The organism is Klebsiella sp. HC6 (assembly GCF_022605325.1).
GTDB classification, from domain to species: Bacteria; Pseudomonadota; Gammaproteobacteria; order Enterobacterales; family Enterobacteriaceae; genus Klebsiella; species Klebsiella terrigena.
The window spans coordinates 3,083,041-3,096,888 of sequence record NZ_CP093276.1 but is presented as its reverse complement, the minus strand read 5'-3'; the positions used below and the strand labels follow the sequence as shown (position 1 = coordinate 3,096,888).

The following is a 13,848-nucleotide window of genomic DNA, read 5'->3' as shown; positions in this document are numbered from 1 at the left end:
CGAAAAAAATCGCGTCGGCCCGCCCTGGGGCGGCGCTACTCACATGCTGAAACATTTCTGCCAATTCATTAGCAACCTTTCCGTAGGGCTACCGCGCCGATAAGGCTATCCTTCCCCGCTTTTAATTTTTTGGCTTCTTATTGAAACTCAGGTGAATTACCGCCAATGACTCTATTGAGAGATGAAATTCGCGATCACTCAGCGGAAGAGATGCTGTTTATTCGCCGGGCCGTGGTGGCTTTTATCCTGGTGGTGGTCTGCTTTAGCATTCTGATCGTCAACCTCTATCGCCTCCAGGTCAAACAGCACGATTTCTATCAGACCCGCTCGAACCAGAACGATATTAAAATGCTGCCTATCGCGCCGAGCCGCGGGCTGATATTCGATCGCAACGGCGTTCCGCTGGTCCAGAACATCACCCTCTATCGCCTGCAGGTGATCCCCAGCAAAATCGCCGACATGAAGGCGCTGCTGCAGCAGCTGACGCCGATCGTTGATTTAACCCCCGATGATATCGCCGGCTTCCGCGACGATATGCTGCACAACAGCCGCTACAAAGAGGTTACGCTAAAATCCGCGCTCAGCGACGTCGAAGTGGCGCGCTTTGCGGTGAACGAATTCCATTTCCCCGGCGTAACCGTGGAGAACTACCAGCAGCGCGATTACCCTTACGGAGCCGAGCTGGCGCACGTTGTCGGCTACGTCTCGAAAATTAACGATAACGACCTGCAGCGGCTGGCAAAAAATGGCGAAGCCGAGAATTATGCCGCCGACCATAATATCGGCAAACAGGGTATTGAAGGCTATTACGAACAGGAGCTGCACGGTACCACCGGCTACCAGGAGGTCGAGGTGGATAACCACGGGCGGGTGGTGCGCCTGCTGAAAGAGGTGCCGCCGGTCGCCGGTAAAAATATCTACCTGACGCTCGATCTGCACCTGCAGCAGTATATTGAATCGGTGCTCAAGGGGCAGCGCGCGGCGGTGGTGGCGGTCGACCCGCGCGACGGAGGGGTGCTGGCGATGGTTTCCAGCCCGAGCTACGATCCCAATCCCTTTGTGAAAGGCATTGGCTATCAGGCCTACCGTTCGCTGCTCGATAACGCCGACAGGCCGCTGATCAACCGCGTGACCCAGGGCCTCTACCCGCCGGCCTCGACGGTTAAACCCTATATGGCGCTCTCGGCGCTCTCTGCCGGGGTGATTACGCCCACCACCACCTTCTTCGGCGCGCCGACCTGGACGCTGCCGGGCACCCAGCGCCGCTACCGCGACTGGCTGAAAACCGGGCACGGCATGCTCAACGTTACCAAGGCCATTGAAGAGTCGGCGGATACCTTCTTCTACCAGGTGGCCTTTGAGATGGGGATCGACCGGATTCACACCTGGCTGAGCAAGTTTGGCTACGGCCAGCCGACGGGGATCGACCTCAACGAAGAGTATTCCGGGGTGCTGCCAAGCCGCGAATGGAAGCAGCGGGTTCATAAGAAGCCGTGGTATCAAGGGGATACTATCTCGGTCGGCATCGGCCAGGGCTACTGGATTGCCACCCCGATTCAGATGGTGAAAGCGCTGACGACGCTGATTAACAACGGCAAGGTGAAGAACCCGCATCTGCTCTACTCCATGAAGCGCGGCAATAAGGTTGAGCGCTATCAGCCGCCGCAAAACACGGCGCAGGTGGGCGATCCGAAATCGCCGTACTGGGGGATTGTGCGCAACGGGATGTACGGCATGGCTAACCTGCCAAACGGCACCGGCTACAAGCTGTTCCACACCGCGCCGTATCAGATTGCCGCGAAGTCCGGGACCTCGCAGGTCTTCAGCCTGAAAGAGAACCAGACCTACAACGCGAAAATGATCCCGGTCAGGCTGCGTGACCACATTTTCTATACCCTGTTTGCCCCGTATCAGCATCCGCGGGTGGCGATGGCGCTGATTCTTGAGAACGGCGGCGGCGACGGCGTGGTGGCAGGCCCTACGGCACGCGCCATTCTTGACCATATCTTCGACCCGGCTAACGCGCCGGCGGCGGCAGAGGGCGGCGCAGAGGCTAACGTTCCTCAGGTCGATAGCGCCGACGCGCAGTAGGACAGGGCCCGGCCGCCGCTGCGGCCGGGCGCGACTTCAGGCGGTAAAGCCGCCGTCAACTTTGAGTCCGGCGCCGTTAACGTAGGAGGACCCGGGGCCGGCAAGCCAGCTGACCAGATTTGCCACTTCCTCCGGGGTGCCGAGCCGTTTTTGTGGGTTCGCGTCGCGCAGCCACTGGCCGATAGCGCCGGTACCCGGCGTCATATCGCTGATAACCGGCCCTGGCTGGACGTCATTCACCGTAATGCCGCGTTCGGCTAAATCCCACGCCAGCCCCCTGACCATGCGCGCCACCGCCGCTTTGGTCAAACCGTAGACCGTTGAGCCCGGCGCCCCGGCTTTTGCGCCGGCAATGCTGCCGGTGGTGATAATGCGCCCGCCGCGGCGCAGATGGGCAAGGGCGGCCTTCACCGCCACGAACGGGCCACGAACGTTGACAGCATACATGCGGTCAAAATCGCTCAGCGAAAAGTCGTCAATGGTGCCGGTTTTCAACATCCCGGCGTTGTACACCAGAATATCCAGCCCGCCGAGGATCGCCGCCGCGCGATTGACGGCTTCGGCGAGCGCGGCCGGGTCGGCGCTGTCGGCCTGCAGAGCCTGCACGTTGTTCCCCGCCCGCTGAAAATCCGCCAGCCGCTGCTCAAGCTGCGCGGAAGGGGTAATCCACGTAAAGACGACCGCGGCGCCGTCGGCAGCCAGCTTCTCTACGATGGCGGCGCCAATACCGCGTGAACCGCCAATGACCAGCGCCGTTTTGCCGCTGAGTGCTGCTGTTTTCATCACTTACTCCTTTCTGGATTGATTAGTCCGGAATTGGGCCAAAAAAAGCTCCCCGCAGGGGAGCGGTTACAGATTCCGCAGGGCGATATCGATGATTTGTCGCAGGCTTTCCGCAGGCGCGCCGGCGCGGGCGCTGACCTTCAGACCGTTCAACAGGGTGCCCAGATAGCGGGCTGCAGCATCCGGCGCAAGATGAGCGTCGATCTCACCGCTTTGTTGCCCCTGATGGATCCGCGCCTCCAGCGCAGCCAGCAAGCGGCGCGAGGCCAACTCGCCCGTGGCCACGATGTCCGGGTCGCTGATGCCAAATTCGCAGATCGCGCTGACGCCAAGGCAGCCCTCTTCAGCCGGACGCCGGGCGAACGTCACCAGCGCATGGGCCAACGCCGCCTTTGCCGACGTCACCTGCGCCATGCTGCGGATAATGTCGCTCACGCTATCGTCGGTATAGCGTGAGAGCGCCCGCAGATAGAGCTGACGTTTGTCGCCAAAGGTGTCATAGAGGCTCTGACGGCTAATGCCCATCGCTTTGAGCAGGGTATCTGTAGAGGCTCCGCTGAATCCGCGATCGGCAAATACCTTAATCGCCTGCTCCAGCACCTCGTGTTCATCGAATGCTTTATTTCTCGCCATAGCCGCCACTGTAGTTCTTTCCGGACTGAACGGTCAAGAATGATGCTTTGCCGTTTTGTGCGGCTCCGGTTGGGGTAGGCCATCCGCCACCTTTATTCCCGCACGGCGTGACTCATAGATATTGGTTATTTGCCGAAACCGCCGCTTTTCTCCATAGTGAAGCGTCGGGGTAAGCATTGAGGGAAAAAGGTAATGGCATTGAGAAACAAGCTGCTTATTGTGCAGACCGGCACGCCGCCGCAGGAGATTGTCGCCGATCACGGCGACCTGCCGCGATGGTTCGCCGACCTGCTGGCGCCGTGGCGGGAGCAGATCAGCGCGGTGCGCGTATTTGCCGGCGAGCCGCTTCCGGCACCGGATAACGATACGGTGGCGGTGATCACCGGCTCCTGGGATATGGTGACGGAACGCCTGGCGTGGAGCGAGATGACCGCGGAGTGGATCCGCGCCGCGATGACCATCGAGATGCCGCTGTTTGGCGTCTGCTACGGTCATCAGCTGATGGCCCACGCGCTGGGCGGCGAGGTGGATTACCATCCGGCCGGGCGCGAAACCGGCAGCAAAACCATTTCGCTCTCGGCCGCTGGCCGTGATGATAGCCTGATTGCCGACCATCCCGAGCCCTTCAGCGCCCACCTTACGCATCTGCAAACGGTGATCAAACTGCCGCAGGGGGCGACGGTACTGGCCTCGTCCGAGCACGATCCGCATCAGATCGTTCGCTACGGTGCCCACGCGCTGTCGACCCAGTTCCACCCCGAAATCACCCCGGAGATTGCCCGCTCGCTGATTTACTACCGCCAGGCGGTGCTGCGCAGTGAGGGGATTGACCCGGACAGGCTGAGCGGTGCGGTTGAGGAGAGCCCGGTGGCCTCGGCGATTTTGACCCGCTTTGTCGCTCACTATCTGACCCCGGATCGCCGAACGGCCTAAGCCTGCGGCGCTTTCTCCTGCAGCCAGGCCGCCGTTTCGCGAAGAATTTCGTCCGAGAGTGCCGAATCGCTGGTCATTCGCGCCAGAATCACCGCCCCGACCATCGCCGACCAGCTGCCGACGGCCGCGCGGCGCCTCGCCGCGTCATCTTCCCCGTTAACCGTCTTGCTCAGATTGGCTATCTGCTGCTTGAGCCCGGCGGTCATTTCGCTCCGGGCCGGCTCCGACTGGCGGATAGTGTCCGCCGCCAGCGCCGCCAGCGGGCAGCCGCCGGCACAATTATCCCGGTGTTCGGGAGAGAGGTAGCGTTCGATTTGCGGCGCGCTGCCGTTTTCAACGGCGCCGCTCGCTGTCTGCAGCTCCGCCAGGGTCAGGGCGATCAGCTCATCCTTCGATTTGAAGTAGCCGTAAAATCCACCGTGGGTAAGACCCGCTGATTTCATGATATCGGTGACCGTGACCGCATCAAAACCCCGCTCGCGAAACAGACGACCGGCGGCGGCAAGGATTGTCTGCTTATTCTCTTCGACCTGTTTTCTGCTCACTCTCATGGCGTTATCCCGCGCTGAAAATTATTTATGATGACCATCATATAACATTATTTACAGCATACCCAGCCTGTGACATTATTCATGACGACCATCATGTATAAATTCAGGAGAGTTCAGAATGAGCAGCAAATCAACCGTACTGGTAACCGGCGCATCGACCGGGATTGGCGCAGTCTACGCCGAACGCTTTGCCCAACGCGGCCACGATCTGGTTCTCGTCGCGCGCAATACCGAACGCCTTACCGCGCTGGCCCAGCGTCTGCGCAGCGAGGCCGGGGTGCAGGTCGACATTTTAACCGCCGATCTGACTAACGATGACGACGTTGCCGCCGTCGAGCAGCGTCTGCGGGAAGATACGCGCATCGGCATTCTGATTAACAATGCCGGCACCGCCATTCCCGGCGATTTTATCAACCAGAACGGGGAAGAGATCTCCCGGCTGATTGCGCTCAACGTAACGGCGGTGACCCGCCTGGCCCACGCTATCGCTCCCCGGCTGGCGGCCGCGGGGGAAGGGGCGATCGTCAACATCGCCTCGGTTGTCGGACTGGCTCCGGAAATGGGCCTGACGGTGTATGGCGCAACCAAAGCCTTTGTGCTGTTTCTCTCTCAGGCGCTCGACGTGGAGCTGTCCGCCAGGGGAGTCTACGTTCAGGCGGTGCTGCCGGCGGCAACCCGCACCGAGATTTGGCAGCGCAGCGGCAAAGACGTTGATACCATTCCCGGCCTGATGGAGGTGGATAAACTGGTGGATGCGGCGCTGGCGGGTTTCGATCGCCGCGAATTAGTCACTATTCCGCCGCTGCACGACGAAGCGCAGTGGAGCGCCATGAATGCGGCGCGCCAGGCGATGCTGCCCGGCTTCGCGCAGTCGGAACCGGCACCGCGCTACCGCGCCTGACGCCTTTTAGTGACGTTGTCACCTGAACGTTAGCCCGCTCAGCGCCTCCGCCATCAGCTGTCCGAGCATCGCGCAGGCGGGGGCGTTGCGCGCCTGCAGCGGATTCTCTTCCAGGCCGATGGCCAGGCTTCCCGGCGATGGCAGCAGCCCGCCGGCGGCACGCAGGTTCTGCGGCATGCCGATTTTGGTTCGCACCGTCAGCCCTAATCCGGCCTGCACCGCCGCCCAGACCCCGCTGAGGCTATGGCTTACAAACATCACCTGCCACGCAATGGCCGCCGCATCGAGCGCAGCGATGGCCCTTGAGCGCATCAGGCACGGGCTTTCAAACATCACCAGCGGAAGCGGCTCGCCGGCGGCCAGCAGGGCGGCGACGTCGAGATCCGGATGATAAATCCACTCCAGCGGGCACTGGCCGAAGGTGTGCCCGGCGTTGTCGGTTTGCCACAGCAGCGCCATATCCAGCGTGCGTTCGGCCAGCGCCTGACGCAGGGGCAGATTGCGGTCCACCCTGGCGACGATCCGCAGCTGCGGGTGGTGGCGCTTAAACTGGCCGAGGATCCCCGGCATCAGGGATTCGCCAAAATCCTCCTGCATCCCGATGCGGATTTCGCCGGTAAGCCGTTCGCCTTTGAGGGCGCGCAGGGTCTCATCGTTGAGCTCCAGCATGCGCCGGGCATAGCCCATCAGCTTTTCGCCCTCGGCGGTGAGCGCCAGGTGGCGACCCTGTTTCACCACCAGCCCGGCGTCGCACTGCATCTCCAGCTTCTTAAGCTGAGCGCTGACCGCCGAGGTGGATCGCGACAGGCGCACCGCCGCCTGGGCAAAGCTGCCGCATTCGATCCCGGTCACAAAGGTACGTAGCGCATCGAGATCCAGCGCCGGCGTGAGCTTTTCCATAATTATCCTCTTATTCAGGACGATGACTCCTGAATTATTCGATTTTCAGGAAGGTACTGTGGCACCACACTGGCCCCAACGTCAATATTACCTTCCGGAGTGACCATGATCGTTATGCAATACCGTTTTACGCTGCCCGCCGACTACGACATGTCGATTATTGAGCGCCGCATTGCCGACGGCGGCGCAAAGCTGGACGGCTTTCCCGGCCTGGTATTTAAAACCTATCTTTATTCCCGCCGAGATGACCGCGCGATGCCCGCGGCGGAGAACCGCTACGCGCCGCTGTACGTCTGGCAAAACGCCGGGGCGATGGCGCGCTTTCTGCAGAGTCCCGGTTTTGCCCGCCTGTGCGAGAACTTTGGCTGGCCGCGCATTGAAAGCTGGCTGGCGCTGCGGGTACCGGAGGTCGCGGAGGTGATGGATAAGTCCTGGCTGAGCGTTGAAAAACGCGCCATTGCGCCGTTTAGCGATCTGGCAAGCCTCGAGCTGCAGGGGCCGCTCTGCGCATGGGACGTGAGCCGCTGGCAGCTGATGGAGGTGAGCTTTGGCGATGCGCCGTCGGCGGCAGGAGAGAGCTATCGCATCGGCTACGTGGCGCGAGGAGAGGCGTAAAAAAAGCCGATAAGGTGAGTTATCGGCTTTCGGGAGGCTAACGTCCCGGGCGGGGCGGCAAGGGGCGTAACCCCGGATCGGGCGCAGGCGCCGTAATCCGGGCGTTCAGCTTACTTTGCCAGCACTTCCTGGGCGGTGCGTTCAACCAGGTTCAGCAGCACCTTCACGTCATCAAGGGTGACGATTGGGTTCAGCAGCGTCAGCTTCAGGCAGGTGACGCCGTTGTGCTCGGTGACGCCGACGTTGGCGCGACCGGAGTCCAGCAGCGCGTCGCCGATGCGCTGGTTGAGCAGGGCGATGGCGGCATCGTCGCTGCCCGCGGTCTGCTGCGGGCGAGAACGGAACAGCACGCTTGCCAGCTGCGGCTCCATCACCAGCTCCAGCGTCGGCTGGCTGGCAACGTATTCAGCGACGTTTTTCGCCATCGTCACGCCGTGATCGATAATTGCCGCGTACTGCTTCTGCCCCAGCGCTTCCAGCGCCATCCACAGCTTCAAGGCGTCGAAGCGGCGGGTGGTCTGCAGCGATTTGGACACCAGGTTCGGTACGCCGTTTTCTTCATCGAACTCGGAGTTCAGGTAGGCCGCCTGATAGCGCATCAGCTCGTAGTGGCGCGCGTCTTTGAGCAGGAACGCGCCGCAGCTGATGGTCTGGAAGAACTGCTTGTGGAAGTCCAGGGTGATGGAGTCCACGCACTCAATGCCGTCCAGATAATCGCGGTAGTGCTCGGAAAGCAGCAGCGCGCCGCCCCAGGCCGCATCCACGTGCAGCCAGATCTGATGCTCCGCCGCAATGCCGGCAATCACGCGCAGCGGGTCGATAGCCCCCGCGTCGGTGGTGCCCGCGGTCGCCACGATCGCCATGATCTGCTCGCCATTGGCCTGCGCTTCGGCAATTTTCGCCTTCAGATCTTCGACGTCCATGCGGGCAAAGCGGTCGGTTTTGACCAGCGTGACCGAACGGTAGCCGAGGCCCATCAGCGCCATGTTCTTCTGCACCGAGAAGTGGGCGTTTTCAGAACAGAACACTTTGTACTTGCGAATATCGCCCGGCAGACCATCCTGCTGAATTGAGTGACCCTGGCGGGCGAAGAATGCATCGCGCGCCAGCATCAGGCCCATCAGGTTGCTCTGGGTGCCGCCGCTGGTAAATACGCCGGCGTCGCCTGCCCGGTAGCCCACCCGGGCGCGCAGCCACTCGATCAGCTTCATCTCAATGATGGTAGCGGACGGGCTTTGGTCCCAGGAGTCCATGCTCTGGTTGGTGGCGTTAATCAGCACTTCCGCCGCCTGGCTTACCACCAGGCTTGGGCAGTGGAGATGCGCCACGCACTGCGGGTGATGCACCGACAGGCTGTCTTTCAGGAAGTACTCGATCGCACGTTCAATCGCCGCCTGGTTGCCCAGACCCTGTTCGGTGAACTCAAGGGTAATGCGCTCGCGCAGCTCGGCGACGCTTTTGCCTTGATACATCTCAGGCTGCTTGAGCCACTGCGCGACGGCCTGGCTGGTCTGAGCGATAACCTGCTGATACGCCTCAATGCTCTGCGGCGAACCGGCAAGGATCGGATTCAATTGGGACATGGCGGTCACTTACTCCACTCAGACCGGTTTTACGCCGGCGGCCAGCAGGGCCTGTTCAAATTTGTCGAAGAAAATTTCCAGCTCAGCGTTGCTGATCAGCAGCGACGGCAGCAGGCGCAGGACGCAGCCGTTACGGCCGCCGCGCTCAAGGATCAGGCCCGCTTCGAAGCATTTTTTCTGCAGCAGAGCAGAGAGCGCGCCGTCTGCCGGGTAGCAGCCCATATGATCCTGAGCTTCGTTCGGCTTAACGATTTCGATGCCGATCATCAGACCGAGACCGCGAACGTGGCCAATGACCGGGTAGCGTTTCTGCATGTCGGCCAGCTTGCCTTTCAGCCACTCGCCCTGGGCCGCGACTTTACCGGCGACGTCGTTCTCTTTCAGGTGACGCAGGGTGGTCAGGCCGGTTGCCATTGCCAGCTGGTTGCCGCGGAAGGTGCCGGTGTGGTGACCTGGTTCCCAGGCGTCAAACTGCTTCTTGATACCGAGAACGGCCAGCGGCAGACCGCCGCCTACGGCTTTGGACATCACGATGATGTCCGGCTCAATGCCCGCGTGCTCGAAGGCAAACAGTTTGCCGGTACGCGCGAAGCCGGCCTGGACTTCATCGATAATCAGCAGAATGCCGTGCTCCTGGGTCACTTTACGAATGCGCTGCAGCCACTCGATCGGCGCCGGGTTCACGCCGCCTTCGCCCTGAACGGCTTCAAGGATCACCGCCGCAGGCTTACGCACGCCGCTTTCAACGTCGTTGATCAGGTTTTCGAAGTAGTAGGTCAGCGCCTTCACGCCGGCTTCACCACCGATACCCAGCGGGCAGCGGTACTGATGCGGGTACGGCATGAACTGCACTTCCGGCATCATGCCGTTAACCGCTTCTTTCGGCGACAGGTTACCGGTCACCGACAGCGCGCCGTGGGTCATCCCGTGGTAGCCGCCGGAGAAGCTGATCACCGAAGAACGGCCGGTGTATTTTTTCGCCAGCTTCAGCGCCGCTTCAACGGCGTCAGCGCCGGACGGGCCGGTGAACTGCAGGCAGTATTCTTTACCTTCGCCCGGTAATAAAGAGAGCAGGTATTCAGAGAAGCGATCTTTTAACGGAGTTGTCAGATCGAGGGTATGTAACGGCAAGCCGCTGGTAATGACACTTTGGATGCTCTGCAGCACGTCAGGATGGTTATGACCCAGAGCCAGGGTTCCAGCACCGGCAAGGCAGTCCAGGTACTGTTTGTTATCCGCATCGGTCAGCCATACGCCTTCCGCTTTGGTAATCGCGAGCGGCAGCTTGCGCGGGTAACTTCTGACGTTCGATTCGAATTCGGCCTGACGGGCCAAAAAGGTTTCGTTGTTTGCGTCCAATAAATCTGCACTTAAAGTATCAATACGGACTTTATCCGTCATCATATCACTCCCACAACCAGGGTTACGGTTGAACTCTGGTTGAATAATTGGTTTAAGAAAATGAATCGCCATTCATAAAGCGCGCACAATATATGGCTTTTTAAATCCGCATTCAACGTTTTATTTATTGCGCTATTTTTACGCTATTTTTACATTGTTAAATTTAATGATAAATGACTGATTTTTATCCATTATTTTAACGTTCATAAAACCATAAAAAGTGTAATTATTAGTGTAGGATTTTACCCTGTTTTATTACCGCTTCGCTGACGCCGCTGGCGGAAATAGTTCCGCCAGCGGTAGGGTTACTCAACGCAGTTCGATAGCGTACTGCGATAAAGGTGTGATTTTTTTAACCAACTTGTTGTTAAACAAAAACTGTTCGTAGGCTTCGTAGCGCGGCTTATCCAGCGGCGCGGGGTCGGTGGCGAACAGCGGGATCGTTTTGAGCCACGCCTGCTTGTTGAGCTCGGTATTGAGCTCAGGGTGAGCGGCGGCGAAGGCCTGCCACGTCTCCTGCGGGTGAGCGCGCAGCCAGGTCACGCCTTTTTGCAGCGCAACGAGGAATTTTTTGATCTTCTCCGCGTGCGCTTCATCGCGGTTGGCGACAATCACCAGCTCGTCGTAGGCCGGCACGCCGTAATCCTCGACGTTCATCACCTGCGGATCTTTGCCCTGCAGCTTCAGCTCCAGCGCCTCAATATTGCGATAGCCGCCGATAACCGCGTCGACCTGGCCGGCAAGCAGGGCGCTGGTCAGCTGGAAGTTAACGTTAATCAGCTTGATGCTTTGCGGGTCGATATGCGCCGACTGCGCCATGGTTGCCAGCGTCGCCTGCTCGATGCCGCTCACCGAGTAGCCCACCTTTTTCCCCTTCAGGTCGGCGGGGGTTTTGATGTCCTTGTCCAGCGCAATAATGGTGTTGAGCGGCGAGTTAATCAGCGTCCCGACGCGCACCAGCGGCAGCCCCTCATCGGCGAAAAAATGCACCTGCGGCTGATAGGTGATGGCGAGGTCGGCCTGGCGAGCGGCCACCAGCCGCGGCGGCAGCGCCGGGTCGGATGGCGGAATGATTTTGACGTCGAGGCCCTGTTCCTTAAAGGCGCCAATCTGTTCCGCCACCATAATCGGCGCGTGATCCGGGTTGATGTACCAGTCCAGCACCAGGGTTAGCTTCTCGTTCGCCGCGGCGTGTCCGCTGATAAGCGCGCTAAGGGCCATCCCGGCAAAAATACGTTTACTCATGGTATTCCTTATTATCCGTACAGGTCATTATTCCGGCGTCCAGTCGATCAGCCGGTGCAAGAAAGCGTCAACCGCCAGCCACAGCAGGACGGTCAGCAGCACTAAAATAAAGAGGGCCGCAAAGCAGATGTCGGTCTGCAGCCGGGCGTTGGCGTTGAGCATGACGTAGCCGAGCCCTTCGGCTGAGCCCACCCATTCGCCGATGATGGCGCCAATCGGCGCGACGGCGGCGGCCATCCGCAGGCCGGATCCCAACGCCGGCAGCGCGGCCATCAGCCGCACGTGGCGCAGCTGGGCGCCAAAGGAGGCGCCCATCGTGCGGGCCAGATCGAGATAGTCGTGATTGACCCGCCGCAGGCCGTCAAAGAACGCGGAGGTGACGGGGAAGAAGATCACCAGCACCGCCATCATCACCTTGGCGCTCATCCCAAAGCCAAACCACAGCACCAGCAGAGGGGCGAGGGCGAACACCGGGATGGCCTGGCTGGTCAGCACCAGCGGCATCAGCCAGCGCTGCAGCCGCGGCGAGATAATCATGCACAGCGCCAGCACCACGCCGAGCAGGACCCCGAGCAGCAGCCCGCTGACAATTTCGCTCAGCGTCACCAGGGTATGCCAACCGAGATACGCCCGGTTGAGCCACAGGGCGCCGGCGACCGCCGAGGGAGAAGGCAGCAGGAAGGCGGGGATCCCGCTGCGGGTCACCAGCCACCAGACCAGCAGCAGGCCGCTAAATACCACCGCGCCGCGAAAGAGCTTGCCCCTCATCCGTCGGCCCTCATTAGCTGCTGCAGCAGCTCCGCCTGGCTGGCAAGCAGCGCGGGATCGTCCGCCGCGCGCGGCGGCAGGCCGGCCAGATGGTGCGAATCGTCGATCCCGCCCGCAGACGGAGAAAGCACCAGCAGGCGGTGGCTCAGGCGGCAGGCTTCCATCGGATCGTGGGTAATTAGCACCACGGTACGCTCGGCCAGCAGTTCAGCCGCCAGGGTTTGAATACGCGTGCGGGTGATGGTGTCGAGGGCGGAGAAGGGCTCATCCATTAAGACTACGGGGCGGTCTTCATACAGCGTGCGGGCCAGCGCCGCGCGCTGACGCATGCCGCCGGAGAGCGACGCCGGGCGATCGTCGGCGCACTGCTCCAGCCCCACCTGACGCAACAGGGTTGTCACGCGCGCGCGGTCGACGCGCTCCCCGCGCAGGCGCGCGCCGAGGGCGACGTTATCGCGCACGCTCAGCCACGGATAGAGCAGGTCCTTCTGGCCCATCCACGCCAGCCGTTTCGCGACGGGCTGCCCGTCGCTGGCGTACACCTGGCCGGACGTCGGCGCCGCGAGGCCGGCGATGATGCGCAGCAGGCTGGTCTTTCCGGCACCGCTGGCTCCCAGCAGTGAGACCCACTGACCGCCGGGGATATCGAACGACAAATCCGCAAAAACAACCCGCGAGCCGAAGCGCAAACCCAGTTCCCGGACGTGGATGGCCGGGGGCGTCACGCCGACGCCTCCGTTACCGCGTTCAGCCCCATCTGCCAGAAGTTGGCCTCCAGCCGCGTGGCGGTGGTGAAGATGGCGCTGAGCTCAGCGAATCTCGACTCGCCGCCGCGCTGCTGCCAGAGGGTTTCCAGCAGGGCGATCGCCGCGTTGACGCCGTTAAGATAGCCTTCGTCGCCGTAGTTGCGGATCCACGAGGCATAGGGGTTATCGTTCAGGCGGGTCTGCGGATTGTGCAGCAGCCCGAGCCCGATTTCCGCGTAGCCGGCCACGCAGGGCATCAGCGCGGCCAGCAGATCCAGGGCGTCGCCGGAGTGGCCGATATCCAGCACGTAGCGCGTGTAGTTGACCGTCTCAGCCGCTTCCGGCTCGGCGGCCATAGTCGCTTCATCCAGCCCCCAGCCGGCGCAGTAGCCGACGTGCAGCGGCAGTTCGCTGAGGATGGCGTTCATCGAGGCCGCGGCGGCGCGCATCTCCGGCAGGGTGCGCAGCTTGCTGACCAGCAGGGCATAGCTGCGGGCAAAGTGGATCAAAAACAGATAGTCCTGCGTCAGATAGCGGCGGAACGCGGGTTCGGGCAGGGTGGCGTCAGCCAGCTGGTGTAAAAAGGGATGCGCGACGTAGTGCTGCCAGTCGCGTCCCGCCTGCTGGCGCAGACGACCGTAGATGCCTTGGGTAAATGCGGGAAGAATCACAGGACCTCCTGATTAAGGGGAGATCCG

Annotated in this window: 14 protein-coding genes; 4 read left to right on the top strand and 10 right to left on the bottom strand. The window is 61.2% G+C overall.

Annotation, left to right across the window (positions count from 1 at the left end; translation table 11 throughout):
• Positions 1 to 165: 165 nt before the first annotated feature.
• Complete coding sequence (gene mrdA / locus MMW58_RS15090; RefSeq protein ID WP_181955411.1) at positions 166 to 2,091, top strand: penicillin-binding protein 2; 1,926 nt, start codon at positions 166 to 168, stop codon at positions 2,089 to 2,091.
• 36 nt (positions 2,092 to 2,127) lie between these two features.
• Here mrdA and MMW58_RS15085 read toward each other — a convergent pair whose 3' ends face one another.
• Together MMW58_RS15085 and MMW58_RS15080 are read right to left on the bottom strand one after the other, a co-directional pair.
• Entirely contained in the window at positions 2,128 to 2,874 is a 747-nt protein-coding gene (locus MMW58_RS15085) for an SDR family NAD(P)-dependent oxidoreductase (RefSeq protein ID WP_241721513.1), read from the bottom strand.
• 66 nt (positions 2,875 to 2,940) lie between these two features.
• Positions 2,941 to 3,507 carry a TetR/AcrR family transcriptional regulator gene (locus tag MMW58_RS15080; protein WP_159237741.1) on the bottom strand — a complete coding sequence of 189 codons (567 nt, stop codon included), beginning with the start codon at positions 3,505 to 3,507 and terminating at the stop codon, positions 2,941 to 2,943.
• A gap of 192 nt (positions 3,508 to 3,699) precedes the next feature.
• On the opposite strand from MMW58_RS15080, the gene MMW58_RS15075 reads away from it, so the two are divergent.
• Positions 3,700 to 4,440, top strand: a complete 741-nt coding sequence (locus MMW58_RS15075; protein ID WP_133599815.1) for a glutamine amidotransferase — start codon at positions 3,700 to 3,702, stop codon at positions 4,438 to 4,440.
• On the opposite strand, the gene MMW58_RS15070 is transcribed toward MMW58_RS15075, so the two are convergent.
• Positions 4,437 to 4,991, bottom strand: a complete 555-nt coding sequence (locus MMW58_RS15070; RefSeq protein ID WP_133599814.1) for a TetR/AcrR family transcriptional regulator — start codon at positions 4,989 to 4,991, stop codon at positions 4,437 to 4,439. The genes MMW58_RS15075 and MMW58_RS15070 overlap by 4 nt on opposite strands.
• 118 nt (positions 4,992 to 5,109) lie before the next feature.
• On the opposite strand from MMW58_RS15070, the gene MMW58_RS15065 reads away from it, so the two are divergent.
• On the top strand, positions 5,110 to 5,892 hold the full coding sequence (locus MMW58_RS15065; RefSeq protein WP_241721512.1) for an SDR family NAD(P)-dependent oxidoreductase: 783 nt from the start codon (positions 5,110 to 5,112) through the stop codon (positions 5,890 to 5,892).
• Between the two features lie 18 nt (positions 5,893 to 5,910).
• Here the strand turns inward: MMW58_RS15065 and MMW58_RS15060 are convergent, their stop codons facing one another.
• Complete coding sequence (locus MMW58_RS15060; RefSeq protein ID WP_241721511.1) at positions 5,911 to 6,792, bottom strand: LysR substrate-binding domain-containing protein; 882 nt, start codon at positions 6,790 to 6,792, stop codon at positions 5,911 to 5,913.
• Positions 6,793 to 6,897: 105 nt separating this feature from the next.
• On the opposite strand from MMW58_RS15060, the gene MMW58_RS15055 reads away from it, so the two are divergent.
• A complete protein-coding gene (locus tag MMW58_RS15055) occupies positions 6,898 to 7,407 on the top strand; it encodes a DUF4865 family protein (protein WP_133599811.1) in 510 nt (169 codons plus the stop codon).
• Positions 7,408 to 7,517: 110 nt separating this feature from the next.
• On the opposite strand, the gene MMW58_RS15050 is transcribed toward MMW58_RS15055, so the two are convergent.
• The 6 genes from MMW58_RS15050 to MMW58_RS15025 form a co-directional block, all read right to left on the bottom strand.
• Positions 7,518 to 8,999 carry a pyridoxal phosphate-dependent decarboxylase family protein gene (locus MMW58_RS15050; protein ID WP_175636977.1) on the bottom strand — a complete coding sequence of 494 codons (1,482 nt, stop codon included), beginning with the start codon at positions 8,997 to 8,999 and terminating at the stop codon, positions 7,518 to 7,520.
• A gap of 9 nt (positions 9,000 to 9,008) precedes the next feature.
• The gene (locus MMW58_RS15045) at positions 9,009 to 10,394 is read right to left on the bottom strand and encodes a diaminobutyrate--2-oxoglutarate transaminase (RefSeq protein WP_241721510.1); all 1,386 of its coding nucleotides are present in this window, start codon (positions 10,392 to 10,394) and stop codon (positions 9,009 to 9,011) included.
• Positions 10,395 to 10,700: 306 nt separating this feature from the next.
• Complete coding sequence (locus MMW58_RS15040; RefSeq protein WP_241721509.1) at positions 10,701 to 11,636, bottom strand: ABC transporter substrate-binding protein; 936 nt, start codon at positions 11,634 to 11,636, stop codon at positions 10,701 to 10,703.
• 27 nt (positions 11,637 to 11,663) lie between these two features.
• Positions 11,664 to 12,404 (bottom strand): ABC transporter permease, encoded by a 741-nt coding sequence (locus MMW58_RS15035; RefSeq protein WP_041145478.1) that lies wholly within the window; start codon positions 12,402 to 12,404, stop codon positions 11,664 to 11,666.
• Entirely contained in the window at positions 12,401 to 13,129 is a 729-nt protein-coding gene (locus MMW58_RS15030; protein WP_241721508.1) for an ABC transporter ATP-binding protein, read from the bottom strand. Before MMW58_RS15030 ends, MMW58_RS15035 begins: the two co-directional genes overlap by 4 nt.
• Complete coding sequence (locus tag MMW58_RS15025) at positions 13,126 to 13,821, bottom strand: TenA family protein (protein ID WP_159237749.1); 696 nt, start codon at positions 13,819 to 13,821, stop codon at positions 13,126 to 13,128. The genes MMW58_RS15030 and MMW58_RS15025 overlap by 4 nt, the downstream gene beginning before the upstream one ends.
• Positions 13,822 to 13,848 lie beyond the last annotated feature (27 nt).